Source organism: Micromonospora sediminicola (assembly GCF_900089585.1).
Classification (GTDB): Bacteria; Actinomycetota; Actinomycetes; order Mycobacteriales; family Micromonosporaceae; genus Micromonospora; species Micromonospora sediminicola.
In genome coordinates this window covers 158,208-184,255 of sequence record NZ_FLRH01000003.1, presented here as the reverse complement: position 1 = coordinate 184,255, position 26,048 = coordinate 158,208, and the positions used below count along the sequence as shown (strand labels likewise).

At 73.1% G+C, this 26,048-nt stretch carries 27 protein-coding genes; 18 read left to right on the top strand and 9 right to left on the bottom strand.

Annotated elements, in window-relative coordinates; genetic code table 11:
* The first annotated feature begins 23 nt into the window (after positions 1-23).
* A complete protein-coding gene (gene purB, locus GA0070622_RS01330) occupies positions 24-1,448 on the top strand; it encodes an adenylosuccinate lyase (RefSeq protein WP_091576727.1) in 1,425 nt (474 codons plus the stop codon).
* A 94-nt stretch (positions 1,449-1,542) separates the two neighbouring features.
* On the opposite strand, the gene GA0070622_RS01325 is transcribed toward purB, so the two are convergent.
* Positions 1,543-2,127, bottom strand: coding sequence for a YbjQ family protein (locus tag GA0070622_RS01325; RefSeq protein ID WP_176558750.1), 585 nt, complete (start codon positions 2,125-2,127; stop codon positions 1,543-1,545).
* A 3-nt stretch (positions 2,128-2,130) separates the two neighbouring features.
* The gene (locus tag GA0070622_RS01320; protein WP_091565730.1) at positions 2,131-2,814 is read right to left on the bottom strand and encodes a S1 family peptidase; all 684 of its coding nucleotides are present in this window, start codon (positions 2,812-2,814) and stop codon (positions 2,131-2,133) included.
* Between the two features lie 467 nt (positions 2,815-3,281).
* Here GA0070622_RS01320 and purS point away from each other — a divergent pair, with 467 nt between their 5' ends.
* Genes purS through GA0070622_RS01300 form a run of 4 tightly spaced genes read left to right on the top strand, consistent with a single transcriptional unit; the run spans position 3,282 to position 7,818 of the window.
* Entirely contained in the window at positions 3,282-3,545 is a 264-nt protein-coding gene (purS, locus tag GA0070622_RS01315) for a phosphoribosylformylglycinamidine synthase subunit PurS (RefSeq protein ID WP_091565725.1), read from the top strand.
* On the top strand, positions 3,542-4,225 hold the full coding sequence (purQ, locus tag GA0070622_RS01310) for a phosphoribosylformylglycinamidine synthase subunit PurQ (protein ID WP_091565722.1): 684 nt from the start codon (positions 3,542-3,544) through the stop codon (positions 4,223-4,225). Before purS ends, purQ begins: the two co-directional genes overlap by 4 nt.
* A gap of 43 nt (positions 4,226-4,268) precedes the next feature.
* On the top strand, positions 4,269-7,058 hold the full coding sequence (purL, locus tag GA0070622_RS01305) for a phosphoribosylformylglycinamidine synthase subunit PurL (protein WP_245666094.1): 2,790 nt from the start codon (positions 4,269-4,271) through the stop codon (positions 7,056-7,058).
* Positions 7,021-7,818, top strand: coding sequence for a 2-phosphosulfolactate phosphatase (locus GA0070622_RS01300; RefSeq protein WP_176558749.1), 798 nt, complete (start codon positions 7,021-7,023; stop codon positions 7,816-7,818). The genes purL and GA0070622_RS01300 overlap by 38 nt, the downstream gene beginning before the upstream one ends.
* 190 nt (positions 7,819-8,008) lie before the next feature.
* Here GA0070622_RS01300 and GA0070622_RS01295 read toward each other — a convergent pair whose 3' ends face one another.
* Positions 8,009-10,282 (bottom strand): carboxypeptidase-like regulatory domain-containing protein, encoded by a 2,274-nt coding sequence (locus GA0070622_RS01295; protein WP_245666093.1) that lies wholly within the window; start codon positions 10,280-10,282, stop codon positions 8,009-8,011.
* Positions 10,283-10,511: 229 nt separating this feature from the next.
* On the opposite strand from GA0070622_RS01295, the gene GA0070622_RS01290 reads away from it, so the two are divergent.
* The 5 genes from GA0070622_RS01290 (at position 10,512) to amcA (ending at position 15,145) form a co-directional block, all read left to right on the top strand.
* The gene (locus GA0070622_RS01290) at positions 10,512-10,835 is read left to right on the top strand and encodes a sterol carrier family protein (RefSeq protein WP_091576717.1); all 324 of its coding nucleotides are present in this window, start codon (positions 10,512-10,514) and stop codon (positions 10,833-10,835) included.
* 168 nt (positions 10,836-11,003) lie between these two features.
* The gene (gene purF, locus GA0070622_RS01285) at positions 11,004-12,521 is read left to right on the top strand and encodes an amidophosphoribosyltransferase (protein ID WP_091576715.1); all 1,518 of its coding nucleotides are present in this window, start codon (positions 11,004-11,006) and stop codon (positions 12,519-12,521) included.
* A gap of 57 nt (positions 12,522-12,578) precedes the next feature.
* Positions 12,579-13,733, top strand: a complete 1,155-nt coding sequence (gene purM, locus GA0070622_RS01280; protein WP_091565718.1) for a phosphoribosylformylglycinamidine cyclo-ligase — start codon at positions 12,579-12,581, stop codon at positions 13,731-13,733.
* A gap of 127 nt (positions 13,734-13,860) precedes the next feature.
* On the top strand, positions 13,861-14,952 hold the full coding sequence (amcB, locus tag GA0070622_RS01275; RefSeq protein WP_176558855.1) for a cyclophane-forming radical SAM peptide maturase AmcB: 1,092 nt from the start codon (positions 13,861-13,863) through the stop codon (positions 14,950-14,952).
* Positions 14,933-15,145 (top strand): multiple cyclophane-containing RiPP AmcA, encoded by a 213-nt coding sequence (amcA, locus tag GA0070622_RS01270; RefSeq protein WP_091565709.1) that lies wholly within the window; start codon positions 14,933-14,935, stop codon positions 15,143-15,145. Before amcB ends, amcA begins: the two co-directional genes overlap by 20 nt.
* 146 nt (positions 15,146-15,291) lie before the next feature.
* Here the strand turns inward: amcA and GA0070622_RS01265 are convergent, their stop codons facing one another.
* Both GA0070622_RS01265 and GA0070622_RS01260 read right to left on the bottom strand, forming a co-directional pair.
* Positions 15,292-15,507: a DUF3073 domain-containing protein gene (locus GA0070622_RS01265; RefSeq protein ID WP_013283429.1), complete on the bottom strand. Its 216-nt coding sequence runs from the start codon at positions 15,505-15,507 to the stop codon at positions 15,292-15,294.
* Positions 15,508-15,809: 302 nt separating this feature from the next.
* Entirely contained in the window at positions 15,810-16,892 is a 1,083-nt protein-coding gene (locus GA0070622_RS01260) for a Glu/Leu/Phe/Val family dehydrogenase (RefSeq protein WP_091565706.1), read from the bottom strand.
* A 176-nt stretch (positions 16,893-17,068) separates the two neighbouring features.
* Here GA0070622_RS01260 and GA0070622_RS01255 point away from each other — a divergent pair, with 176 nt between their 5' ends.
* Both GA0070622_RS01255 and GA0070622_RS01250 read left to right on the top strand, forming a co-directional pair.
* Positions 17,069-17,908: a DUF8083 family protein gene (locus GA0070622_RS01255; RefSeq protein WP_091565702.1), complete on the top strand. Its 840-nt coding sequence runs from the start codon at positions 17,069-17,071 to the stop codon at positions 17,906-17,908.
* Between the two features lie 256 nt (positions 17,909-18,164).
* Entirely contained in the window at positions 18,165-18,374 is a 210-nt protein-coding gene (locus tag GA0070622_RS01250) for a BldC family transcriptional regulator (RefSeq protein WP_007073996.1), read from the top strand.
* A 59-nt stretch (positions 18,375-18,433) separates the two neighbouring features.
* Here the strand turns inward: GA0070622_RS01250 and GA0070622_RS01245 are convergent, their stop codons facing one another.
* Positions 18,434-18,832, bottom strand: coding sequence for a PPOX class F420-dependent oxidoreductase (locus tag GA0070622_RS01245; RefSeq protein WP_091565699.1), 399 nt, complete (start codon positions 18,830-18,832; stop codon positions 18,434-18,436).
* 55 nt (positions 18,833-18,887) lie between these two features.
* Here GA0070622_RS01245 and GA0070622_RS01240 point away from each other — a divergent pair, with 55 nt between their 5' ends.
* Complete coding sequence (locus GA0070622_RS01240) at positions 18,888-19,667, top strand: class I SAM-dependent methyltransferase (protein WP_091565695.1); 780 nt, start codon at positions 18,888-18,890, stop codon at positions 19,665-19,667.
* Between the two features lie 52 nt (positions 19,668-19,719).
* Here GA0070622_RS01240 and GA0070622_RS01235 read toward each other — a convergent pair whose 3' ends face one another.
* Positions 19,720-20,007, bottom strand: a complete 288-nt coding sequence (locus GA0070622_RS01235; protein WP_091565690.1) for a hypothetical protein — start codon at positions 20,005-20,007, stop codon at positions 19,720-19,722.
* Positions 20,008-20,168: 161 nt separating this feature from the next.
* Between GA0070622_RS01235 and GA0070622_RS01230 the strand changes: the two genes are divergently transcribed.
* Together GA0070622_RS01230 and GA0070622_RS01225 are read left to right on the top strand one after the other, a co-directional pair.
* Positions 20,169-21,026 (top strand): 3-hydroxyacyl-CoA dehydrogenase family protein, encoded by an 858-nt coding sequence (locus GA0070622_RS01230; RefSeq protein WP_091565686.1) that lies wholly within the window; start codon positions 20,169-20,171, stop codon positions 21,024-21,026.
* Positions 21,023-21,766 carry an enoyl-CoA hydratase/isomerase family protein gene (locus tag GA0070622_RS01225; RefSeq protein WP_091565682.1) on the top strand — a complete coding sequence of 248 codons (744 nt, stop codon included), beginning with the start codon at positions 21,023-21,025 and terminating at the stop codon, positions 21,764-21,766. Before GA0070622_RS01230 ends, GA0070622_RS01225 begins: the two co-directional genes overlap by 4 nt.
* 53 nt (positions 21,767-21,819) lie before the next feature.
* Here GA0070622_RS01225 and GA0070622_RS01220 read toward each other — a convergent pair whose 3' ends face one another.
* Positions 21,820-23,157, bottom strand: coding sequence for an ABC transporter substrate-binding protein (locus GA0070622_RS01220; RefSeq protein ID WP_091565677.1), 1,338 nt, complete (start codon positions 23,155-23,157; stop codon positions 21,820-21,822).
* A 166-nt stretch (positions 23,158-23,323) separates the two neighbouring features.
* On the opposite strand from GA0070622_RS01220, the gene GA0070622_RS01215 reads away from it, so the two are divergent.
* On the top strand, positions 23,324-23,713 hold the full coding sequence (locus tag GA0070622_RS01215; protein WP_091565673.1) for a hypothetical protein: 390 nt from the start codon (positions 23,324-23,326) through the stop codon (positions 23,711-23,713).
* Positions 23,714-23,750: 37 nt separating this feature from the next.
* On the top strand, positions 23,751-24,473 hold the full coding sequence (locus GA0070622_RS01210; protein ID WP_091565670.1) for a DUF2786 domain-containing protein: 723 nt from the start codon (positions 23,751-23,753) through the stop codon (positions 24,471-24,473).
* 17 nt (positions 24,474-24,490) lie between these two features.
* Here the strand turns inward: GA0070622_RS01210 and GA0070622_RS01205 are convergent, their stop codons facing one another.
* Positions 24,491-25,006, bottom strand: coding sequence for an SRPBCC family protein (locus GA0070622_RS01205; protein WP_172967872.1), 516 nt, complete (start codon positions 25,004-25,006; stop codon positions 24,491-24,493).
* 207 nt (positions 25,007-25,213) lie between these two features.
* Between GA0070622_RS01205 and GA0070622_RS01200 the strand changes: the two genes are divergently transcribed.
* On the top strand, positions 25,214-26,038 hold the full coding sequence (locus tag GA0070622_RS01200; RefSeq protein ID WP_091565667.1) for a hypothetical protein: 825 nt from the start codon (positions 25,214-25,216) through the stop codon (positions 26,036-26,038).
* Positions 26,039-26,048 lie beyond the last annotated feature (10 nt).

Genomic DNA, 26,048 nt, shown 5'->3' with positions numbered 1-26,048 from the left:
GCGGGTGCGGGAGAATGGGCGCCGTGACGACGATCCCGAACGTGCTCGCCAACCGGTACGCCTCACCCGAGCTGGTCGCCCTCTGGTCGCCGGAGGAGAAGGTCCGGATGGAGCGCCGGCTCTGGCTGGCGGTGCTCAGGGCCCAGCGTGACCTCGGCGTGCCGGTGCCGGACGGGGTGGTCGAGGCGTACGAGCGGGTGGTCGACGACGTCGACCTGGCCTCGATCGCGGCGCGCGAGCGGGTCACCCGGCACGACGTGAAGGCCCGGATCGAGGAGTTCAGCGCGCTCGCCGGGCACGAGCACGTGCACAAGGGGATGACCTCCCGCGACCTGACCGAGAACGTCGAGCAGCTCCAGATCCGCGCCTCGCTGGAGCTGATCCGGGACCGGGTGGTCGCCACGCTGGCCCGGCTCGGCTGGCACGCGGGCGAGTATTCCGCGCTGGTGATGACCGGCCGGTCGCACAACGTCGCCGCGCAGGCCACCACGCTCGGCAAGCGCTTCGCGTCGGCGGCGGAGGAGCTGCTGATCGCGTACGAGCGGCTGGAGGATCTGATCGGCCGCTACCCGCTGCGGGGGATCAAGGGGCCGGTGGGCACCGCCGCCGACCAGCTCGACCTGTTCGACGGCGACGCCGGCAAGGTCGCCGAGCTGGAGCAGCGGGTGGCCGGGCACCTCGGGTTCGCCCGGGTGCTGGACAGCGTCGGCCAGGTCTACCCGCGCTCGCTGGACTTCGACGTGCTCTCCGCGCTGGCCCAGGTGGCCGCAGCGCCGTCGTCGCTGGCCACCACGATCCGGCTGATGGTGGGCCAGGAGCTGGTCACCGAGGGCTTCAAGCCGGGCCAGGTCGGGTCCAGCGCGATGCCGCACAAGATGAACACCCGCTCGTCGGAGCGGGTCAACGGCTTCGCGGTGATCATCCGGGGTTACCTGTCGATGGTCGGCGAGCTGGCCGGTGACCAGTGGAACGAGGGGGACGTCTCCTGCTCGGTGGTGCGCCGGGTGGCGCTGCCGGACGCGTTCTTCGCCGCCGACGGCCTGTTCCAGACGTTCCTCACCGTGCTGGACGAGTTCGGCCCGTACCCGGCGGTGATCAACCGGGAGCTGGAGCGGTTCCTGCCGTTCCTCGCCACCACGAAGATCCTGGTCGCGGCCGTACGCCGGGGGGTGGGCCGGGAGGTCGCGCACGAGGTGATCAAGGAGCACGCGGTCGCCGTCGCGCTGGCCATGCGGGAGAAGGGCGCGGCCGAGAACGACCTGTTCGACCGCCTCGCCGCCGACGGCCGCCTGGGTCTGACCCGGGCCGAGATCGACTCCCTGGTCGCCGACCGCAACGCCTTCGTCGGCGCCGCCCCCGACCAGGTCACCCGCGTGACCGCGAGAATCACCAAGATCGTCGAAACCCACCCCCACGCCGCCACCTACTCCCCACCCCCCATCCTCTGACCGCCCCGCCCTTTCCCGTCGATCATGAAGTTGGCGGCACTCAGGGAGATCGTTCCTGCCGTCAACTTCATGATCGACGCGGCGGACGGGTGGGTCAGGTGCCGGTGGGGGTTTCGGCGGCGGAACTCAGGTTGGGGGCGCTCGCGGGTTCGGCGATGCCGCCGGGCGCGGAGGCGATCTCCGGGTCGTGGGCGGTCTCGGCCGCGATCATCGGCTGGTCCGGCGGCATGACGTCGGGCATCTTGGGCGCGACGATCACCGCCGTGCCGTAGGCGCAGATCTCCATCCACATCTCGCCGCAGTCGCGGCTGTCGAAGCGCATCCCGATCACCGCGTTCGCGCCGAGCCGCTGCGCCTCCTCGCCCAGCCGGGCCACCGAGTCGGTGCGCCAGCGGGTGAGGTTGTCCGGCGCCATCGGGTCGTAGGCGCCACCGCGCAGGTTCTTGACCCCCTCGCGGTACGGGTTGCGGGTCCTCGCCATCGAGGAGACCACTTCGCCGAGGATCTGGCGGATCTCGTAGCCGGGCAGTTGATCCGTCGTCACGACCAGCACGGTTCCGATGCTGTCAGGCACCGGCCGGGTGGTTCGCGACAGGTGTTCACCTGACCGGATGCTGCAAAACGGCGCGGCGCGGACGGTCGGGCGGCTCCCGACCCATCCGCGCCGCAACGGCGTCATCGGTCAGACACCGGCCACCGAGGTGATCCAGGACCGGTTGTACGCGACACTGCCGTAGTTCTGGATGCTGGAGCCGTCGGCCGTGGAGGCCACGCCGACCTGCCGGCCGTTGTAGAACTGCGGGCCGCCCGAGTCGCCCCGCCAGGCGTTGCCGTTGATCCGGGTGCTCCGGATCGCCTGCCCGCCGTACGCGTCGGTGACGCTGGTGCTGGTCACCCGTACGCTCGCGGTCTTGAGCTGGGGCGACGCGCCGCAGCCGCTGTAGCAGGTCATGCCCCAGCCGTAGATCGAGTTGGTCGAGCCGACCGGCGGGTTGCTGCTGGCCAGCGTCACGGCGGAGGTGCTGACCGCGCTGGACAGGCGCAGCAGGGCCAGGTCGTAGCGGGTGTAGGAGGCGCTCACGGTGCGGGTGACGCCGCCGGAGGCGTAGTAGACGCTGCCGACCCGGACCGACATGGTGCCGCTGACGCAGTGCCGGGCGGTGAGCACCCACTGGGACGCGATCACACTGCCGGAGCAGGTGAACGAGCCGTTGCTGAAGACGGCCGCGGCCCAGGGGGCGGACGAGACGGTGCCGCCGCCGATGATCGGCTGCGGCCCGGCCGGCGCGGCGGTGGCGCCGGACGCGGTGGCCAGGACGCCGGCCAGCGTGGTGGTCAGCACGGCGAGCAGGGGACGGAGGCGCATGTCGGGGCTCCTTCTGCGCGGACGCCCGGGGTTGCCGGGCCGGTCGGGGCCCGCCGGACGGGTGGCCCGGCGAGGTGCGTCGATCAATGGCATCGACGTCTGACGATGCATGCTACGGGCGTGCCGCGCTCTGTCACAAGACGTGAATCGAGATATGCCGATGACTGTGGCCGTCTCGACGGCGTGTCGGACCGGCTGTCGGAAACCGGTCCCGTCGCCCCGTCATTGAGGGCAGAATGCCTGGTGAAAGGCGTTCTGGACGGCTGTTGACCTTGGGGTTGGGCAACAAATCCGTATCGACGCCGCAACGAACGCGCAACGGTCTCCGGCCCGGGCGGTCGGTCCCGCCAATCACCGCCCGAACTGTCCCCGGCCGGTGCGGGCGGGGCGATATCTGCCAGGTAGGCTGGCTGCGCTCGCCCGTTTGTGGGCCGGCACCCAACTGCGTACACAGTCAGGAGTGCCCAGTGCCTCGCGTCGTCGTCGACGTCATGCTCAAGCCCGAGATCCTCGATCCGCAGGGCCAGGCCGTCGCAAACGCGCTGCCCCGGCTCGGCGTCAGTGACGTCGCCTCCGTCCGGATCGGCAGGCGGATCGAGATCGAGTTCACCGGCGAACCGGACCTGGACCGGGCCCGCGAGATCGCCGACAAACTGCTCGCCAACCCGGTCATCGAGGACTTCACGGTCCGCGTGGTCGACGCCGACGAGACCGCGGGCGCGCACTCGTGACCGCCCGGGTCGGTGTGGTGACGTTCCCCGGCTCGCTCGACGACGGGGACGCGGCCCGGGCCGTCCGGATCGCCGGCGCCGAGCCGGTCCGGCTCTGGCACGGCGACCCGGACCTGCACGGGGTGGACGCCGTCGTCCTGCCCGGCGGCTTCTCCTACGGCGACTACCTGCGCTGCGGCGCCATCGCCCGGTTCGCCCCGGTGATGGAGACGGTCGTCGAGGCCGCCCGTGGTGGCCTGCCGGTGCTCGGCATCTGCAACGGCTTCCAGATCCTCTGCGAGGCCCACCTGCTGCCCGGCGCGCTCACCCGCAACCAGCACCTGCACTTCCGCAACCGGGACCAGGTCCTCCGGATCGAGGCCACCGGCACCGCCTGGACCAACGCGTTCCAGCCGGGGCAGGAGGTGCTGATCCCGGTCAAGAACGGCGAGGGCTGCTACGTCGCCGACCCGGCGACGCTGGACCGGCTGGAGGCCGAGGGCCGCGTCGTGGCCCGGTACGTCGGCGGCAACCCCAACGGATCGCAGCGCGACATCGCCGCGATCACCAACGAGGCCGGCAACGTGGTCGGCATCATGCCGCACCCCGAGCACGCGGTGGAGGCGCTCACCGGCCCCTCGCTGGACGGCCTCGGCTTCTTCACCTCGGTGCTCAAGCACCTGGTGGGAGCGCCCGCGTGAGCGCGAGGAGCGCGAGCGCCGGCGAGCGCAGCAAGGAGACGTCATGACCACCCATCCGGACCCGACCCTGCGCGGGCCGCAGGGCGTCGTGCCCCAGGCCGGCCCGACCGACGACTGGGCGCCCGGCGTGGACACCGTCCCCCGGGCCACCGGCACGCCGGAGGAACTCCAGCCGTACGCCGAGCTGGGCCTCCGCGACGACGAGTACGACCGGATCCGGCACATCCTCGGCCGGCGCCCCACCCAGGCCGAACTGGCCATGTACTCGATCATGTGGAGCGAGCACTGCTCCTACAAGTCGAGCAAGGTGCACCTGCGCCAGTTCGGTGAGAAGGCGCCGCCGAGCGACCGGCTGCTGGCCGGCATCGGGGAGAACGCCGGCGTGGTCCGGGTCTCCGACGAGCTGGCCGTGACCTTCAAGGTCGAGTCGCACAACCACCCGAGCTTCGTCGAGCCCTACCAGGGCGCGGCGACCGGCGTCGGCGGCATCGTCCGCGACATCCTCGCCATGGGCGCCCGCCCGGTGGCCGTGATGGACCCGCTGCGCTTCGGCGCGGCCGACCACCCGGACACCGCCCGGGTGCTGCCCGGCGTGGTCGCCGGCGTCGGCGGCTACGGCAACTGCCTCGGCCTGCCCAACATCGGCGGCGAGGTGGTCTTCGACCCCTGCTACCAGGGCAACCCGCTGGTCAACGCGCTCTGCCTGGGCGTGCTGCCGGTCGACCGGCTGCAGAAGAAGGACGCCACCGGCCCCGGCAACGTCGTGGTGCTGATGGGCGCCAAGACCGGCCGCGACGGCATCGGCGGCGTGTCCGTGCTGGCCAGCGCCACCTTCGACGAGGGCAGCGAGCAGCGTCGCCCGTCCGTGCAGGTGGGCGACCCGTTCATGGAGAAGCTGCTCATCGAGGCGTGCCTGGAGCTGTACGACGCCGAGCTGGTCGTCGGCATCCAGGACCTCGGCGGCGCCGGCCTGACCTGCGCCCTCACCGAGACCGCCGCCTCCGCCGGCACCGGCATGCGGGTCTGGCTGGAGCGGGTCCCGCTGCGGGAGCCCTCGATGGAGCCGCACGAGATCCTGGCCAGCGAGTCCCAGGAGCGGATGCTGCTGGTCGTCACGCCGGAGAAGCTGGAGGCGGTGCTCAAGACCGCCGAGAAGTGGGGCGTCTGGGCCACCGCCATCGGCGAGGTCACCGCGCCGTCGCCGGACGGCCAGCCGGGCCGCCTGGTCATCACCTGGCGTGACCAGCTCGTGGTCGACGTGCCCCCGGGCTCGCTGGTCGACGACGGTCCGGTCTACGCCCGGCCGATGCGGGAGCCGGCCGACCTGATCCTGCTCCAGGCGGACCGGGCCGAGACGCTGCCCCGACCGAGCACCCCGGACGCGCTGCGGGAGACCGTGCTGCGCATGATCGCGTCGCCCAACCTGGCCGACAAGACCTGGGTGACCGAGCAGTACGACCGCTACGTGCTGGGCAACACCGTGCTCGCCCAGCCGGAGGACTCCGGCGTGATCCGGATCGACGAGCGCAGCGGCCTCGGCGTCGCCCTCTCAGTCGACGGCAACGGCCGGTACGCGCGCCTCGACCCGTACCAGGGGACGAAGCTGGCGCTCGCCGAGGCGTACCGGAACGTGGCGGTGACCGGCGCGAAGCCGATCGCGGTGACCAACTGCCTCAACTTCGGCTCGCCGGAGGACCCGGGCGTGATGTGGCAGTTCGCCGAGGCCGTGCGCGGCCTGGCGGACGGCTGCCTGGAGCTGGGCATCCCGGTCACCGGCGGCAACGTCAGCTTCTACAACCAGACCGGCGCGGCGGCCATCCACCCCACCCCGGTGGTCGGCGTACTGGGCGTGCTGGACGACGTCGCCGAGCGGGTGCCGATGGGCTTCGTGCCGCGGCCGGCCGGGGACCACGACCAGCTCTTCCTGCTCGGCGAGACGCACGTCGAGCTGTCCGGCTCGGAGTGGGCCTGGGTGACCCACGAGCACCTCGGCGGCATCCCGCCGCAGGTCGACCTGGCCCGCGAGCGGCAGCTCGCCGAGCTGCTGGCCGAGGCGGCGCGGGTCGGGCACCTCAGCTCGGCGCACGACCTCTCCGACGGCGGCCTGGCGCAGAGCCTGGTCGAGTCGAGCCTGCGTCGGGGCGTCGGAGCCCGGATCGCGCTCCCGGAGCACTTCGCCGACGGCTCGATGCCGTTCGTGTTCCTGTTCAGCGAGTCCGCCGGCCGGGTGCTGGTGTCGGTGCCGCGCGGTCACGAGAAGGCGTTCACCGCCCTCTGCGGCGAGCGCGGGGTGCCGTGGGAGTTCATCGGCGTGACCGACCCGACCGGCGGCGTCCTGGAGGTGCACGGCCAGTTCCGGATCGGCCTGGACGAGCTGCGCGAGGCGCACGCCGCCACGCTGCCGCGCCTCTTCGGTGACGCGGAGGCGCCCCGGGTGGAGGTGGCCGCGACCCGTACCGGCACCACCACCGTGCTGCCGGCGACCGCCGAGCAGCCGGTCGGGGTGGACCCGGCGCAGGTCGCCGCCGAGCCGATCGCCGAGCACGGCCCGGAGACGGCCGCCCCGTCGCCGGGCGCGGAAGCCCTGGCGGGAGCCGTCACCGCGCCGAGCGGGTCGACTCCGGCCGAGGACGGGACCGGGTCCGCTGCGGCGGACGACCCGTCGCGGCAGGTGACGGCGGCTGCCGGGTCCCCGACCGACGGCGGCTCGACCGTCGAGGGCGACCGCACGTCGACGGACGACCCGGAGGGCGTCGCCCCGGCGGCCGCGCCGGACGACACCGACACGGCCTCCGATGAGCCGGGCCAGCGATCCGCGCCGGACCAGCGCTGAGGCCCTGGCCCTGGCGGTCTTCGCCCAACCCGGTGCCGGTGCCCGGTTCGACTGGGGACTGACCGGGGCCGCGGAACTCGGCCGGGTCTGCGCCGCCCTGGTGGTGGTGGACGTGCTCTCGTTCACCACCACCGTGGAGGTGGCGGTGAGCCGCGGTATGCGGGTGCACCCGTTCCCCTGGGGCGAGCAGGCCGCCGAGTACGCCCGCCGGGTCGGCGCGGTCGCCGCGGTGGGCCGCCGGAGGACGACAGCGGAACATCCGTGGTCGCTCTCCCCGGCGGCGCTGCAGACCGCACCGGTCGTCGCCGACCTGGTGCTGCCGTCGCCCAACGGCTCGGCGATCAGCGCCGCGGCGAGCGCCACCGGCATCCCGGTGGTCGCGGCATGCCTGCGTAACGCGCGCGCCGTCGGGCGATGGCTGCGCGATCAGGGGTACGGCACGAACGACGCCCCGATCGGCGTGGTGGCCGCCGGGGAACGCTGGCCCGACGGGTCACTGCGCCCCTGTGTGGAGGACCAGCTCGGGGCCGCCTGCGTGCTGGACGCCCTGGCCGGCGTGCCCGGTGGGCTTTCGGTGGAGGCGGCGATGGCGCTGGCCGCGCTGGCCAGCACCCCGGACGTGCCGGCGGCGGTCCGGGGTTGCGTCTCCGGCCGGGAACTGGCCGAGGGCGGCTTCGCCGGGGACGTCGCGGTGGCCACCGAGGTCGGCGTCTCCGACGTCGTACCGGTGCTCCGCCAGAACTTCTTCGCCCCCGCCTGATCCCCACGCCCGCTCGCCCCGCCCCGCGTTCCCGTCGATCTTGGGGTTGTGGTGCCCAGGATGGCGGATCTGGCCCGGTTTGGTAGGTGCCACAACTCCAAGATCGGCGACTGGTCGGGCGTGGCAGCGGGACTGACGACAGTGGCCGCCCGCGGAGCGGGCGGCCACTGTCGGTCGTGCGGGGTGCGGGTCAGTCGTCCAGCCAGTCGAGGCGACGACCGCCCCGCTCCGACGCGCCGTCCGGGCGGGCGCGACCGGCCTGGGCCGGGTCGTTGTGGTAGCCGCCCTGGTTGTCGTAGCCGCCACCGCGCTGCTGCGGCGGCTCCTGGCCGTAGCCGCCCTGCTGGCCGTAGCCGTCGCCGTATCCGCCGCGCTGGTCGTAGCCGCCCTGCTGGTCGTAACCGCCCTGCTGGTGGCCGCCGTCGTAGCCGGAGCCGTAACCGCCGCCGGCCGGGCCGCTCTCGTAGCCGCCCTGCTGCCGGCCGTCGTAGCCGCCGCCCGGGTTGTCGCCGTAGCCGCCGGCGGGGTTGTCGCCGTAGCCGCCGGCCGGCGCGTCACCGTAGCCGCCGGCCGGCGCGTCACCGTAGCCGCCCGGGGTTCGGCCACCCTCGTAGCCGCCGGCGGGGGCCTTGTCGTAACCGCCGGTCGGGGCGTCGCCGTAGCCGCCCACCGAGGCGGTGCCGTGACCACCGGTCGGGGCGGCGCCGTGACCGCTCACCGGGGCGGCGCCGTAGCCGCCCGCCGGTCGGCCGGCGTAACCCGGGTCGTCGCCGTAACCGCCCGCCGGGGCATCGCCGTAGCCGCCCGGAGCGCCGGTGTAGCCGCCGGTGGGTACGTCGCCGTATCCGCCCTGCTGACGGCCGTTGTCGTAGCTCCCGGCCGGACCGTTGTCGTAGCCGCCCGACGCGGCGCCGTAACCGCCACCGGCGCCGTAGCCGTCGCCCTGCTCCGGGCCGCGGCCGTACTGGCTCGGGCCGGCCTGGTCGTAACCCCGACCCTGCTCCGGCTGGTAGGTGCTGGTCGGGTACGGGTCGGCCGGCGGCGCGTACTGGGTGCTGTCACCGGTGTAACGGCCGGTGGGCTCGTCGAAACGCTCGTTGCCGTAGCCGCCGCCCTGGGCCGGCGGGTAGGCACCGGCGCCGGCGGCGTAGCCGGCACCGGAGGACGGGCCGTTGCCGTAGCCGCCGCCCGAGGAGGGCGCGTTGCCGTAGCCGTTGGCCCCGCCGTAGCCGCCCTGCCCGGGCGCCTCGTCGCCGTAGCCGTAGCCACCCTGCCCCGCCCCGACGCCGTAGGCGGGTCCGGGCGGTGCGCCGTACGGGTCCGGCGGGACGTCGTCCACGACCGGCCGCTGCAGCATGGTGGGAGCGTCGCTGATCGCCGCGCCGCCGACCGCCGTCGGAGCGGGCCCGGCGCCCATGCCGTTGACCACGCGGGTCTGGTCGTCGGCGCCCCGGTAGGCGCCCCGGGCCGCGGGAACCGCGCCGGCCATGGCGGCCCCACCCGGACCGCCGGGACCGGTCGGCCCACCCGGGCCGTCGCCGTCGCCGTCACCGTCGTCGTTCTTGCGCCGCATGTAGAGCAGCACGATGGTGCCCACGCCGACGGCCACGAACAGCCCGCCGAGCAGGATCAGCAGCCAGGAGCTGAAGCCGCCGGAGTCCTCGTTCGCGGTCGGCTGCTGGGCGGCGGGCGCCTCGGTGGCCGGGGTGTCGGTGACCTCGTCCTCGGTCGGCTCCTCGGACGGGAGGGCCGACTCGCTGGCCGACGGGGTGGCGCTCGGGCTCGCCGAGGCCTTGACCGCGATGCCGAGCCGGAGACCGGTCACGGACTGGCCGGCGGCCGCGTTGATCGACTTGGCGCTCGGCGCGGCGCCCTGGATGGACGCGCCGAGGTCGATCCGGCCCGGCAGGATCGGGTTCGAGGAGGAGCCGCTGAAGCTGAAGTTGCCGCTGCCGTTCGTGGTCGTCTGGCGCTGGTTGCCGGAACTGTCGCGCAGCATGACGAGCGCGCCGGAGATCGGCTCCCCGTCGGAGTTGACCACCTTGCCGGAGACCGTCTTCACGGTCTGCGGCTGCTGCGGCGGTGCGGCCTTGCCCTTGACCGCCAACTGGAAGTTGCCGGTCGCCGGGTCGGACTTGTCGGGCTGCACCTGCACGGTGACGGAGGTGTTGGCGTCCTGCGCGCTGTCGTTGGCGCGGATGGTGAGAAGCTGGATCTTCGGCCGGGGATTACCGGGGGCGAAATTGATCTGGCCGCATCCGGAGGCGCAACTGACGCCGGACGGCAAGCCGGTCACGCTGATCTGGGCGCTCTGGTCCTCACCCTCCGGCGTGACCTGAACGCTGACCGTCGTGTCGCTGCCGGCGTTGACCGTGACCGATCCGGGCGACACGCTGACGCTGGCCGCGAGGGCGGGTGTGGCGGGGACGGCGAGCAGGGCGCCGAAGACCAGCGCTACGACCACACCGGCCCGATGCTTCCAGGCACGTCGGTGTGTTGACACGTCCACCGCCTTCCGGGTCTGATCTCCCCGCTGGCCGCTCCGGCCGGGTTGATCACTCACGGTACGAAATACGCCGTCGGCAACTATGCCTTGTCTGACCGGATCATCTCTACCCAGGGCCGGCGTCGTGCGGCCTTCTGCCGGGTCGTATCGTCCCGTCGTGTCCTCTCCGCACGCTTATTCCGACGTGGTGTCAGCCGCCCTGACGGCGCTGGACGAGGGGCGTACGCCCGAACGGCCGGTGCTCCGGGAGGCGGTCCGGACGCTCTTGGCCGCCCTTGCGGAGCGCGCCCCCGGCCGATCGGTGGAGGTGCGTGTCCCACCCTACGGCGCGGTGCAGTGCGTGACCGGTCCGCGACACACCCGCGGCACCCCGCCGAACGTGGTGGAGATGGACCCGGCGACCTGGCTGGCGGTGGCCACCGGACGCCTCGGCTGGGCGGAAGCGGTCACCGAGGGTCGCGTACGGGTCTCCGGAATCCGGGCCGACCTCTCCGCGTACCTCCCGATTTAGGCGGGCCGACGCCGCCGAACGGCGTCACGCTCGGCGGACGGTTCGTGACTGTCGGTGTCGACTCCTGTTCGCGTACACTGGTGCCCGACGACGGTCCCGGCCCACGGTGCGGAGCTGCCCCCCGACTCCGCCAGGCCAGTCCAGACCCCCACCATGAGGGAGCGGCAGGTGCCCCGAGGCGATGGCCGGCTGAGCCACGACCTTGACCCCCAGCGACCCGGCCCCCAGGACGCGTGCGGCGTCTTCGGCGTCTGGGCGCCCGGGGAAGAGGTCGCCAACCTCACCTACTTCGGGCTCTACGCCCTCCAGCACCGGGGCCAGGAGGCCGCGGGCATCGCGGTCAGCGACGGCTCCGGCGTGGTGGTCTACAAGGACCTCGGGCTGGTCGCCCAGGTGTTCGACGAGCCGACCCTGGCGAGCCTGCGCGGGCACGTCGCCATCGGGCACGCGCGCTACTCGACCACCGGCGGCTCGACCTGGGAGAACGCCCAGCCGACGATCCGGGCCACCACCGCCGGCACGACGATCGCGCTGGCCCACAACGGCAACCTGGTCAACACCGCCGAGCTGCGGCGCGAGGTGTCCGCCCGGGGCGTCGACTCCGACGGCTCGACCAACGACACCTCGCTGGTCACCATGCTGCTGGCCAGCCGGCCCGACCTCTCGGTCGAGGCGGCGGCGATGGAGGTGCTGCCGCAGCTGCGGGGCGCGTTCAGCTTCGTCTTCATGGACGAGTCGACGCTCTACGCGGCGCGCGACGCGCACGGCGTGCGCCCGCTGGTCCTCGGCCGGCTGGAGCGCGGCTGGGTGGTGGCGAGCGAGACCGCCGCGCTGGACATCGTCGGCGCGAGCGTGGTGCGCGAGGTGGAGCCGGGCGAGCTGATCGCGATCGACGAGAACGGGCTGCGCTCCAGCCGGTTCGCCGCGCCGGAGCCCAAGGGCTGCCTCTTCGAGTACGTGTACATCGCCCGGCCGGACGCCACCATCGCCGGCCGCAACGTGCACGCCGCCCGGGTGCAGATCGGCCGGCAGCTCGCCAAGGAGCACCCGGTCGAGGCCGACCTGGTGATCCCCGTGCCGGAGTCGGGCACCCCGGCGGCCATCGGCTACGCCGAGGAGTCCGGCATCACCTACGGCCAGGGTCTGATGAAGAACCCGTACGTGGGGCGCACCTTCATCCAGCCCTCGCAGACGCTGCGCGCGCTCGGTGTCCGGCTCAAGCTGAACCCGCTGCGGCAGAACGTGCGCGGCAAGCGGCTGGTGGTGGTGGACGACTCGATCGTCCGGGGCACCACGCAGCGGGCCATCGTCCGGCTGCTGCGCGAGGCGGGGGCGCTGGAGGTCCACGTCCGGATCTCGTCGCCGCCGGTGAGCTGGCCCTGTTTCTACGGCATCGACTTCGCCACCCGGGCCGAACTGCTGGCCAACGGGCTGGACAACGAGGGCATCCGGCGCTCGATCGGCGCCGACACGCTGGGCTACGTGTCCCTGCCCGGTCTCATCGCCGCGACCGAGCAGCCGAAGACGCGGCTCTGCCGGGCGTGCTTCGATGGGGAGTACCCGATCGAACTGCCGGCCGGGAACCTGATCGGCAAGCACGTGCTCGAGGGAGTGGGTCGCCGGGTCGCCGCCGAGGCGGTCGAGCCCACCGTCCCGCTCGTCGCCACACCGACCCACCACCCGTAGCACCACCGACGCGGGTCCGGCCGCTCCGGTCCCGCGGGAACCACAAAGGGGAGAACCGTGACGCACGTGTCCGAGCGCAGCGGCGCAGGATCCAGCCCGACGGGCGCCGGCGGCGACCGCCAGCCCTGGACGGCGGGATCCGGCCGGACGCAGCGCAAACGCTCGGTCTCGTACGCCGACGCCGGGGTGTCGATCGAGGCGGGCGACCGCGCGGTCGAGCTGCTCAAGTCCAAGGTCAGGGAGACCCGGCGCCCGGAGGTCATGGGTGACCTCGGTGGCTTCGCCGGCCTGTTCCGGCTGGACACCAAGAAATACAAGAACCCGATCCTCGCCTCCTCGACCGACGGCGTGGGCACCAAGCTGGTGATCGCCCAGCAGCTCGACATCCACGACACGGTCGGCATCGACCTGGTCGCGATGGTCGTCGACGACCTGGTCGCCTGCGGCGCGGAGCCGCTGTTCCTGCTCGACTACATCGCCACCGGCGAGGTCGTGCCGGACAAGGTCGCCGAGATCGGCGCGGGTATCGCCGACGGCTGCCGGTACGCCGGCTGCGCGCTGCTGGGCGGCGAGACGGCCGAGCACCCCGGCGTGCTGCGCCCGGACGAGTACGACATCTCGGCCACCGGCGTGGGCGTGGTGGAGGAGAGCGACATCCTCAGCCCGGAGCGGGTCGAGGTGGGCGACGTGGTGATCGCCATGCGCTCCTCCGGTCTGCACTCCAACGGCTACTCCCTGGTCCGGCACGTGCTGCTGGGCGCCGGCCGGATGCGGCTGGACGTGGTGATCGACGACTTCGGCCGCCAGCGCACGCTGGGCGAGGAGCTGCTCACCCCGACCAAGATCTACGCGCAGGACTGCCTGAAGCTGATCGCCGAGGCCGAGGTGCGGGCCCTGGCCCACGTCACCGGCGGCGGCATCCCGGGCAACCTGGTCCGGGTCCTGCCGGAGCACGTCGACGCGGTGGTCAACCGCTCCACCTGGAAGCCGCAGCCGATCTTCGACCTGATCCAGTCCAAGGGCCGGATCGAGGACCCGGAGATGGAGGCGACGTTCAACATGGGCGTCGGCATGTTCGCGATCGTCTCCGCCGAGGACGCCGACCGCGCGCTGGCCACGCTGACCGGCCGTGGCGTCGAGGCCTGGCAGGCCGGCGAGATCATCGAGGGCTCGGGCAACGTGCAGATGGTCGGCCAGCACACCCGGGGATGATCACGCTCCGCTGATCAGCCGGGCACCTGATCGGGGGTTCACCCGAGCGGCCACCGCCGCCTAGCCTGAAGGTTCGGTTTCCAGGCACGCGGGGGAGGGGTCGATGGCTGCGCGCACGCCCGAGGGGATGCGGGGCATCGCCGCCGTCCCCTCGTACGTGGTCATGCAGCCGACCACGCTCTGCAACCTCGACTGCGCCTACTGCTACCTGCCGCTGCGCGCGGCCGACCGGCGGATGCCGGTGGCGGTGGCCGAGGCGGTGGCGGCGTCGGTGAACCCCTGGTCGGCCGGGGGGCGCTTCTCCGTGGTCTGGCACGGCGGGGAGCCGCTCGCGGCTGGTCGGGAGCACCTGGCCGCGCTGCTGGCCCCGTTCGGGCCGGACGTCGAGCACCACGTGCAGACCAACGCCACCCTCGTCGACGACGCCTGGTGCGCGTTCTTCGCCGAGCACCGGGTGCGGGTGAGCGTGAGCGTGGACGGCCCGCGGGCGCGCAACGCCGAGCGGGTCACCCGGGGCGGGCGTCCGGCGTACGACCGGATCGTGGCCGGGGTGGCGGCGCTGCGCCGACACGGGCTGCCCTTCTCGGCGCTGGCGGTGGTCTCCCGGCCGGAGCCGGGGCTGGCGACCGAGCTGTACGACTACTTCCTCGACCTGGGCTGCGAGGTGCTGGGCGTCAACATCGAGGAGACCGAGGGCGTCAACACCCGGACGAACGCCCGGGACGCGGCCGACGTCACCGGCTTCTGGGCCGAGCTGGTCGCGGCCTGGCGTCGGGATCCCCGGATCCACCTGCGCGAGGTGGAGTGGTCACTGCGGTACGCGGGGGCGGTCCTGGCCGGCACGGCGGACGACCTGCTGCCCCGTCACCTCGACCCGATCCCGACCGTCGGCCACGACGGCTCGGTGGTGGTGCTCTCCCCCGAGCTGGCCGGCTTCAGCGACCCCCGGTACGGCGACTTCGGCAGCGGGAACGTGCTGACCACCCCGCTGAGCGAGATCCTCGCCGGCGCCGGGCGGACGCCCTGGGTCGGTGAGTTCCTCACCGGGGTGGAGGCGTGCCGGTCGTCCTGCGCCTACTTCGGGTTCTGCGGTGGTGGTCACGCCGCCAACCGCTACTTCGAGCTGGGGCGGTTCGACGGCACGGAGACCGAGCACTGCCGCAACAGCAAGATCCGCCTATTGGAGGGAGTGTTGGAGCATGCCCGAGATCACCAGTGACAACGACCGGGACGTGGTCGCCGACCGGGTGCGGGACGCGGCCGCGGGGCTGACCGCGCTGCTCCACGAGGCCGAGGCGGCTCGGCTGCTGCGGTCGGAGGTGTCGGGGGGCGACGGCGCCAGCGCGGTCTGCGCGTGGAACCACTTCGAGAACATCCCGACGTTCTACAACTGGAACAACCGACCGCGCTGAGGGAACGGTTCCGAGATCAAGGACCTGCCGGTGCGGCCGGGGGTCGCCCCGGTGCGGCAGGTCCCTGATCGTCGGTCGAACGCCGGCTCGGCAGAGCACATGCGTGAGCACGCGGGGGTTGCCGCGTGCTCAGATGTGATGGGAGGTCAGCGGGTCGGTCGGGCCCAGGTGTCCGGGTCGTCGTCCGCGTGGTCCTCGTCATCGTCGTCGACATACTCTTTGTAGTCGTCGTCGAAGTTGTGCTCAGACTTACCACTACCCGCCAGCTCGCGCTGCAAGGCGGTTAGGTCGGTGTTCGGGGAGTGGTACTTCAACTCCCGGGCCACCTTCGTCTGCTTGGCCTTAGCACGGCCGCGCCCCATGGCTCGACCCCCTCGCACAGAATGCGGGGCAGCCCGAAGGCGGGCCCCGATGACGTCAGGCATCTCTCGTGGCTCTTACGGTACATGGGGATGCCACCGTTCGGCACCTCGGGTCACCGTCGACCGGCCCTGCGCGTCGCAGTGTTCCAGCCGTCACAAAGTGTACCGGGTAAGGGGCGTCGGCCGGTGCCGGCCGTGACAGCGCGCAAACCGGACGAAATATCCCGAGGATCAGCTTAACGCCGTACCCGGTCCGGCGTGTGCCCGGGGGCGGAGCCGGCCGGCCCGCCCCCGGGTGACGTTCAGCGCAGGTGGATGGTGCGCAGGCGGCCGACCTCGGCCATCCGCCGCTCGGCGAGCCGGTCCGCGGCGACCGCCGGCGGGACGCCCTCGTCGTCGGCGAGTCGCAGGATCTCCCGCGTGGTGTCGAAGATCCGGGTGGCGCGCAGCTTGGCCCGATCGAAGTTGAAGCCCTCGATCTCGTCCGCGACCTGGATCACGCCACCGGCGTTCACCACGTAGTCGGGGGTGTAGAGGATGCCCCGGTCGGCGAGGACCTTCTCGATGCCCGGGTGGGCGAGCTGGTTGTTCGCCGCGCCGGTGACCACCTTGGCCCGCAGCACCGGCACGGTCTCGTCGTCGAGCGCGCCGCCCAGCGCGCACGGGGCGTACACGTCGATGTCGGACGCGACCAGGGCGGCGGTGTCGTCGACCAGGGTGACCTGCGGGTGGGTGGTGCGCACCCACTCCCGGGCGCGCGGGTTGACGTCGGTCGCCACGACCTCGGCGCCGTCCTCCAACAGGTGCGCGGTGAGGTACTTGCCGACCTTGCCCAGACCGGCCACACCGACCCGCCGGCCGGCGAGCGTCGGGCTGCCCCAGACGTGCTCGGCGGCGGCCCGCATGCCCTGGAAGACGCCCCAGGCGGTGAGGATCGACGAGTCGCCCGCGCCGCCGTGCTCCACGCTGCGACCGGTGACGTAGCGGGTCTCCCGGGCGATGACGTCCATGTCGGCGACGTAGGTGCCGACGTCGCAGGCGGTGTAGTAGCGGCCGTTCAGCGACTCCACGAAGCGGCCGTAGGCGCGCAGCAGCGCCTCGCTCTTGATCTGCTCCGGGTCGCCCCAGATGACCGCCTTGCCGCCACCGAGGTCGAGGTTGGCCAGGGCGTTCTTGTACGCCATGCCCCGCGAGAGGTCGAGCACGTCGGCGAGGGCCTCGGCCTCGCTGGCGTACGGGTAGAAGCGGGTGCCACCGAGCGCGGGGCCCAGCGCGGTGGAGTAGATCCCGATGATCGCCTTCAGGCCGGACTGCTTGTCCTGGCAGAACACGACCTGCTCGTGACCCGTGGATACCGGGTCGTCGGTGCTGGCGAATACGCCCATGGCTGACTCCTGTGTCGGTGTGCGCCCTTGTGGGGCGCGGAACCTTCGGTGGCACGCCGGCGGGATGCTGCCGGTGTCGTTGAGCCTAATATCGGCCGGAACCGTACTGTCGCGCACGTCACGCCGCCGGCGTGACGGCGGCGACGGGGGGTCCCGTCTCGTGGGAGGATCGCGCCGTGCCGTCGCTCTTCGCTTCATACCTGCGCGTGTACGAGCCGTTGACCGCCTTCGACCGGGACCGGCAGTCGTACTGGCGCCGGTACGTGAGCGAGGGCCGGGCGATCGCCCCGCTGGAGGGGCCGGTGCGGCAGCGGACGGCGGTGATCGAGGCGCTCGGCGCGGGCTGGACCCGGTTGCCCGACCTGCCGGACGAGGCGTACGTCCTGGAGACCGACGAGGCGCTGCTGGTCTGCCCGTGGAACCTGCGCATCCGGGTCGCCGAGGCGGCGCTGAGCGCGCGCGACGGCGTGCCGTCGGTGCTCGCCGACGCGTTCGTGCCGCCGGTGCTGGCCGGGCAGGCCAAGGCCGTGGTGGAGGACTGGCGCAGCGGGGCCCGGGTGCTGGAGCACGGGGTGCCCCGGGTGCACGAGCAGATCGCCACCTGGGGTGTGCCGCTGCGTTGGTTCGTGCTGTTCGAGGCCGGGGAGCGGCATCTGGTCACCGAGCCGGAGCGGCGTGCGCTGCGCTTCCGCACGGAGATCTCCAAGGCGCGGCGCCGTTCCTCCCGGGCGCTGTCGGTGCTGCGCAAGTCGGTCGGGGAGGCGCCGATCACCGAGGCGGTCGAGGAGGCCGCCCGCTGGTTGGAGGAGTTCCACCCGCGGTCGGTGGTCGAGCTGGACTACGGCGGCCTGGTGCAGCTGCTGCCGGACGAGACGTTGCTGGCCGACGACTCGACCGAGCTGGTCGCGGAGGGGTTGGCCGGGCTGGCCCGGGGCGAGGCCGAGGAGGCCTCGGCGGCCTACGACAAGCTGGTCGCGCGCTGGCGTGCGGTGCAGCTGCTGGAGCGCTGCAACTGACGCCCGGTTTGCCCCCTTTCGAGGGTCGTGATACGAGAGTGTCTCGTAGTTGACGCATCACGAACCGTGATCATGAGTCCGAATAAGGTACTTTCTGCGGCATAAAAGTCGTAAAAATCGGGCATGCTTCATCCGTCCGTCTAGGGACCTTCAGCCGTTCGGCCCATGTCGGACATCGGGGACTAGCCGGACCATGGGAGACGCGTCGGCCGGCGGGACCCCGGCCGATGTCTATACATGTGGAGGAGTGACCCCGATGGCATCGCGAACGCACGAACCAGAGCCGCTACTCACACCGGCCGAGGTGGCGTCGATGTTCCGTGTCGACCCGAAGACGGTGACCCGGTGGGCCAAGGCTGGCAAGCTCAGCGCCATCCGGACCCTGGGCGGCCACCGCCGTTACCGCGAGTCGGAGGTTCGGGCCCTGCTGCAGGGGCAGATTCCCCAGCAGCGTCAGGGAGACTGACGACCCGAAGTTCCTCAGGAAATCCCGATCAGGGGCGGTCGGCCGACGGGCCACCGCCCTTAATCGTGTCCGGGGGCCGGTCCGTCCAGGACGATCCGCAGCCCCACCGTGCCGCCCTCCCCCCGGCGCAGCCGGCTGCCCAGCAGGCTCAGCCGGCCGATCAGCCGGTACTTGTGCTTGAGCAGGCCCCGGATCCGCCGGGTGCTCTCCTGGTCGCTGATCGTCGCGTGGGCCGGCACCGCCTCACCGTGGGGGCGTCCGCGCACGTCGCACGGCGCGACCGTGACCCGGCCGTCGCGCCGGATCCGCTTGACCTTGCCGGAGTCGGACACGGTCCACACCGCCAGCGCGTCGCCGTCGCGCACCGCCCACACCGGGGTCGACACCGCCCGACCGTCCTTGCGGAACGTGGTGAGCAGGACGTACTTCTCCGCCGCCAGGCGGTCCAGGTCGGTCACGCCGCCCAGGATACGGCTGCGACAGCGGCGCCGAGCCCGGATAGCGTGCTCTCTCATGACCGGGGAACCCGAGATCGGCGACGTGTTCGGCGAGATGATCCGCGACGCGTACGCGGTGGCGACCGGCATCGGTCCCCGACCGATGGCCGGCGGACGCCTGCCCCGCCCGGTCATCGAGATCATCGAGCGCGACGACGGGCTGGTCAACGGCGCGCCCGCCGGGCACTACCTCGACCCGCCGGACCGCTGGCAGCCGCACGACCACCGGGCGGTCGACCGGGTCCACGGGCACGTGCTCGACGTCGGCGTCGGCGCCGGCCGGATCGCGCTGCACCTGCAGGAGCGCGGCGTGCCGGTCACCGGCCTGGACACCTCGCTCGGCGCGCTGCGGGTCAGCCGGCACCGGGGCGTACGCGAGCTGGTGCACGGCACCGTCGACGAGCACGTCGCCGACGGACGGCGCTACGACACGTTCCTGCTGCTCGGCAACAATCTCGGTCTCTTCGAGGGGCGGGAGCGGGCCCCCGCGCTGCTGGCCGCGCTCGCCGCGCTGGCCCGGCCGGGGGCGACGGTGATCGCGCACGGCACCGACCCGTACGGGACCACCGACCCGGTGCACACCGGCTACCACGAGCGGAACCGGCGGCGGGGCCGGCTGGGCGGGCAGCTGCGGCTGCGGCTGCGCTACCGGCTTCTCGGCACCGAGTGGTTCGACTACCTGGTCTGCTCGCCCGAGGAGTTCGCGGAGCTGGTCCACGGCTCACCGTGGCGACTGACCGACGTGGACGACACCGACCACCCCTACTACCTCGCCACGCTCGCCCTGCGGCGTTAGGAAGGGCCCCTTTCAAGCGCCTACGCGTTAAGAAGGGGCCCTTCCTTGCATCTCAGACCTGGACGGTGGGGGTCGTCTGCTCCGGCGGCAGGCCACCGTCGCCGTCGACCACCTCGTCCGGGGTGCCGTCCTCGTCGATGTCGACCATGGTGATGTCCACCTTGCCGTCGCCGTCGGTGTCGAACTGGAACAGGTCGGCCTTGCCGTCGCCGTCGGTGTCCACCACCCAGACGTCGGTCTTGCCGTCGTTGTTGGTGTCCGCGCGGAGCAGGTCCACCCGCTCGTCGCCGCGCGTCTCGACCGTCTCGGTGTTCTGCGCGCTCTCCGGTGCCTGGCTCATCTCGATCCTTCCTTCGGCGTTGACGGCCGTCTGTACCCCGTCCGCTCCGCCCCCACGCATGCCCGGCGGCCCGGCCCTGCATAGGGTCGCATCCAGGAGCGAGCGGCCGGGCCCGGCGCGGCGGAGACCCCGCCCGCCCCCGCCGCGGCGAGGGGACGTCGATGAGTGGTCGTTTTGTGGTCGTCGGAGCCGGCACCATGGGCCTCGGCATCGCGTACGTGGCGGCCGGCGCCGGGTACGCGGTCGAGCTGGTCGAGGTCGACCCGGCCCGGGGCGCCGACGCCGTCCGGCGGCTCGGTGAGCTGTGGGAGCGCGGGGTGCGGCGGGGCAAGCTGACCGAGGAGGCGGCGACCGCCAACCGGGCGCGGGTCACCCTGCGCGCCGGCCTGGCCGAGGTGGCCGAGGAGCCGGACGTGATCGTGGAGGCGGTGCCCGAGCGGCTCGACCTCAAGCGGGCCGTGCTCCGCGAGGCCGAGGGCCGCCGACCGGTGCTGCTGGGCAGCAACACCTCCAGCATCCCGATCGCCGAGCTGGCCGATGGGCTGGACCGCCCGGCGGACTTCCTCGGGCTGCACTTCTTCAACCCGGTCTGGGCGATGGCACTGCTGGAGGTGGTGATCGGCCCGGCCACCGCGCCGGAGACCACCGAGGCGGCCGTCGCGCTCGCCGGCCGCCTGGGCAAGGACCCCGTCGTGGTACGCGACATGCCCGGCTTCGCCACCTCCCGGCTCGGCGTCACGCTCGGCCTGGAGGCGATCCGGATGGTGGCCGACGGGGTGGCCGGCCCGGCCGACATCGACAAGGCCATGGTGCTCGGCTACCGGCACCCGATCGGTCCGCTGGAGCTGACCGACCTGGTCGGGCTGGACGTCCGGCTCGACATCGCGCGCACCCTCCAGGCCGCGTACGGGGACCGGTTCGCGCCGCCGCCGCTGCTGCTGGAGATGGTGGCCACCGGAAAGCTGGGCAAGAAGTCCGGCCAGGGCTTCTACACCTGGAAGGACGGCCAGAAGCGATGAATGGGCTGCGGATCGAGGAACTGCCGGACCGCCTCGTGGTCACGCTGGACCGGCCGGAGAAGCGCAACGCGATCGACACCGACCTGGTGGGCGAACTGCACGCGGTCTGCGCCGAGCTGGAGGCGCGGCCCCGGCTGATGCTGCTCACCGGCGGCGCCGCGGGCATCTTCGCCGGCGGCGCGGACATCGCCCAGCTGCGCGAACGCGGCCGGCTGGACGCGCTGGCCGCGATCAACCAGGGCGTCTTCGCCCGGATCCGGGCGCTGCCGATGCCATCCGTGGCGGCGGTCGACGGCCCGGCGCTGGGCGGCGGCGCCGAACTGGCGTACGCGTGCGATCTGCGGGTGTGCACGGGCCGTGCGGTGTTCGGTCAGCCGGAGGTGCGGTTGGGCATCCTGGCCGGCGCGGGCGCGACCTACCGGTTGCCCGCCCTGATCGGCGAGGCCCGGGCGAAGGAGCTGCTCTTCACCGGCCGGCGGGTGGACGCCGACGAGGCGCTGCGGATCGGTCTGGTCAACCGGGTGGTGGCCGATCCGGCGGAGCTGCTGCCCACCGCGCACGGGCTGCTCGACGAGATGGCCAAGGGCTCGGCCCTGGCGTTGCGGTTGACCAAGCTTGCCGTCGACGCGCCGCCGGCCGCGCACCCGCAGCTCGACCTGCTCAGCCAGGCGGTGCTCTTCGAGGACGAGGAGAAGCGGCGGCGGATGACCGAGTTCCTGGAGCGCCGGAAGGCCCGTTGAGACGACGGGGGCCGCACCGGTGGTCCCGGTGCGGCCCCCGTCGTACGCGCGTCTCAGCGGGTGATCTGGACCCCGGCGTCGGCCAGCGCGGTGATCGCCGGCATGGACTCACCGAAGCCGATCAGCAGCACCGCCTCCGGACCGAAGCCCTTGATCTCCTGGGCGAGGCCACCGAAGTCGACAGGCGTGTTCGGGTCCTCCGGCGGCAGGTAGGTGAGCAGCTTGAGCCGGTCCGCACCGACCCCGGCCTTCTCCAGCTCGGCCCGGACGTTCTCCTGGAGACCCTCGCCGTAGGAGTCCTTGCGGGCCAGGATCACGATCTTGCGAGGCCCGTCCCGCAGCATCACGTCGGCCAGGGCGCGGCCCTGGAGGCTGTCCGGCGGCGCGGTGCGGAAGTAGAGCCCCTTGTCGTCCACGGTGCTCAGGCCCGCGTCGGTGTTCGACGGCGAGAACAGGATCCGGCCGGCGGCCACCACGTCCGGCAGCACCGCGCGGGAGATGCCGGAGGCGCCGGCGCCGATGATGACCTGGACGCCCTGCGCGACGTGCGAGGCCACCGTCGCCTTCGCCACCGCCGGGTTGGTGCCGTCGTCGCCGTCGACCCACTTCACCGGCTCGCCGAGCACGCCGCCGGCCGCGTTGACCTCGGCGAGGGCGAGCGCCGCGGCGGCCGCCATCGGCGGGTACGCCAGCGCCAGGTCACCGGTCTTCGGCAGCAGGCCGCCGAGCACCAGCGGGGCGTCCTTCGCCTTGCCGTCGCGCACCTTGCGACCACGCGGCGGAGCCTTGCTGCTCGCGCCCGAGTCCTCACCCGCGCCGACGAACTCGGTCTTCGCGTCGTCGATCTTCTCGTTGTCGAAGTGCAACGTGCCGTAGCTCGCGGTGGCCGGCTCGCCGGTGTCGGTGAACCCGGCCCGGGTCAGCGACACGCCCCGGTACTCGATGTCCTGCCCGGCGCGGGCGAGCTGGAGGCAGGCCGCCACCTCGTCGCAGCGCTGACCGCCGGTGGTCACCCCGACGATCTGCTTGGCGATCTCGGCCGGCGCGGTGGTGCCGGCGAGCTGGGCGGCCAGCGCGCTGATCACCACGGCGTCGTACGACTCCGCCGAGTACAGATAGTCGGTCAGCTTCGGGTCTACGTTGCGTAGCCGCTCCTTGAAGCTCTCCGGCAGCGGCGTGAGAGGGGTGGTGCCCTTCATGCCGTTGAGGAGATCCGCCCGGTCCTTGAGGGACGCGGCGTAGGAGTTGAGCATGTTGCCGTCGGTGCCGTAGAGGCGTACCTGGGTGGTGGTCGCGTCCTTCGGCTCGTCGCTCCCGCAGGCGCTGGTGGCGAGCAGGAGCGCCGCGCAGGCCGTGGACAGGGCCGCGCGCGACGTGCGTGTTCTCAGCATGGTCGTCCTTCCTCGGGCGAAGGTCCGCTGCGCACATTAGCGTGCCGGCGCGGCGGGCGGGACTGTGGAGTGGGCTCCGTCGGCACCCCGACTGCGGGAATCACTGTGCGTGATCGTCGGGCCGATCCGGGGTCACCGCTTGACCCCCGGCGCTACTGTTCCGCAGGTGACCGACGAAGCACAGCAGACGCTGGACGACGCGACCGCCGTGCTCCGTTCGGCGCTGGTCGGGGACGGCGCCGGCGTGGTCGGCGCCTTCGACGCGGTCGTCGACCGCTCGGGGCTGTCCGGGGCGTACGGGGTGGCCTGGTGCCTGGCCGCCACCATGCTCGGCGACGACGCGCCCGCAGGTGCCGCCGCGCTCGACTTCCCCGGCATCGACCAGGCCGACTACGACACCCGCTGGGTGGCGCGCTTCGTCAGCGCGTGCGCCAACGACGACGCCGACACCGGCGAGGCGCTGTTCGGCGCGGCGGCGGCCGACGGGCTGCTGCCCGACTGCCTGCTCACCCTGGCCGGCTCGACCATCGCCACGTTGCGCAGTCGCGAGGACTGAACGCTCGCGCCCGACGGCGCTGTGATAGCTCTGGGGCATGTCCGAGGCGATGCTCAGCAAGGTGCGCAAGCTGCTCGCCCAGGCCGAGGACCCGGCCTGCACCCCCGCCGAGTCGGCCGCCTTCATGGCCAAGGCGACCGAGCTGATCGCCCGCTACGGCGTCGACCGCGCGCTGCTGGCCGCCGCCGACCCGACCCGTGACCCGGTGGGCGACCGAGTGGTCGAGGTGGTCGCCCCGTACGCCCGGGACAAGGCCGGCCTGCTCGCGGCGGTCGCCGACCCGCTGCGCTGCCGCTGCGTACGCCGCCGGCAGGGCTCCGGGTTCGCCATGCACCTGTTCGGCTTCGCCAGCGACCTGGAACGGGCCGAGCTGCTCTTCACCTCGTTGCTGGTGCAGGCCGCCCACGGGTTGGCCGGGGCGGTCGTGCCGGACGGCGAGCATCCGGCCGCGTACCGGCGCACCTGGCTGGCCGGTTTCGCCCAGGTCGTCGCCGAGCGGCTGCGCGCGGCGGAGGCCGGCGCGGTCGCCGAGGCCGGGGCGGTCGCCGAGGCCGGGGCGCCGTCGATGGCGCTGGTGCTCGCCGACCGCTCCGACCGCGTGCAGCGGCGGCTCGCCGAGGTGTACCCGCGGCTGCGTACCGCCCCGCGCCGCCGCCTCGCCGGAGGTGGCTACGGCTCGGGCGCGGACGCCGGCCGCCGGGCCGACCTGGGCGGTACGGGGTTGGGTGGCCCGGGCGTGGGCCGGGGCATCACCGGCTGACCGCCTCTCGGCTCCGGTCAGTCCTCCGCGCGGGCCGCCGTCGCCAGGTAGCGGCAGAGCAGCTCGTGCCAGCCCGCGGTGAGCGCCTGGCGGTAGCCCTCGGCCGCCGCGCCGTGCCGGTCGAAGTAGCGGTGCTCCACGTCCACCCGGGTCGACCCGGCGTCCTCGGGATGGAAGAGGACCTCCACCTCGCTGGCCCGCGCCGGATCCGGCACCGGCACCCGGTCCGGCCCGATCTGCCAGGTGAAGACCAGCCGCCGGGGCGGGTCCCAGGTCAGCACGCGGCCCCAGTCGTTCCGGAAGCCGTAGGGGCCGATCTCGTAGAGCATGCCGCCGGCCCGCGGCTCGATGCCGAGCCCGGCCAGCGCCTGCGGCCCGGACCAGGTGTATTCGCGGACCCACCAGTCGGACAGCGCGCCGGTGAAGACGGCGTACGCCCGCTCCACGGGCACGGGGACCAGGAGGCTGCTGCGGAGGGAGAAGCGGTCGGATTCCTGCCGGACCTCATCCGGATCGGCCATCTCCTGTCCCATAGGCCCGGACCATACCGGCTCATGTCTCGCTGTGCAGCTTTCGTCGCGCCCGCTTCCGGACAGCGGGAAACCCGTGTTTCCGACAGCCGGGACGGGCGGAATCGTCGATCGACGGGACCCGGTCGCGGCCGACGGATGCCGTACCGCAAAGCGGGTAACCGCCGCTGACCCGGACCGGACGGACCGGCCGACGGGGGAGCGGGGAGCATGAGCGAGAGTCGAGCCAGCGAACGCGTGCCGGAGCCTGCCGACGAGCGGCCGGAGCAGGGGGGCGGCGCCGGGCCGGAGCCGGACGTCCTGCTCGACGTGCCGGAGCTGTCGGTCGACGAGATCCGGCTGACGGTCGACGGGCTGGACGCGGACCTGTCGTTGCGGGCCCGGCTGGCCAACCTGCTCCAGCTCGACGCGGGCGTCCGGGTGCACCTGGAGGGCGTCGAGCTGGACATCACCGGCGTCCGGGCCGAGGCGCTGCTCAAGGTCCGGTTGGAGAAGCTGGTGCAGATCCTGGACCGGGCGCTGACCACCATCGACCGGAACCCACAGGTGATCGACGCGCTGGCCCGGTCGGTCGGGGCGACGGTCGAGGACGTGCACCGCGCGGCCGGTCAGCTCGGCGCGCCGGTCGTGGACCGGGCGGCGGCCGAGGTCACCGCATCGGCGGTCCGGCCGGCCGAGGAGACCGCGGCCGAGTTCGCCGCCGGCTCGGGGGTCGGCAGGGGCCCCGCCCGCGAGAGCGAAGGCCCGGAAGCCGGGCCCGAAGCCGGCTCGGGCTCCGCTCCTGACGCCGACTCGGGAGACGGGGGCTCCGGCCGCGACGCGGGGCCGGGCGGCGAGGGTGGTCGAAGCGGCGACGCCGGGTCGGGTGGTGCGGGTGGCACGAGCGACGACGCCGGCTCCGGCCCGGGTTCGGCCGCCGGCGCGGCGCAGCTGGCGGGTCAGGCCGGGCAGACGTTGCGGCAGGCGGGCCGGAGCGTGTGGGAGGCGATCCAGGGCGGCATGGCCCAGAACCGCCCCCCACGCCGGGACCGCTGACGTACCCGCG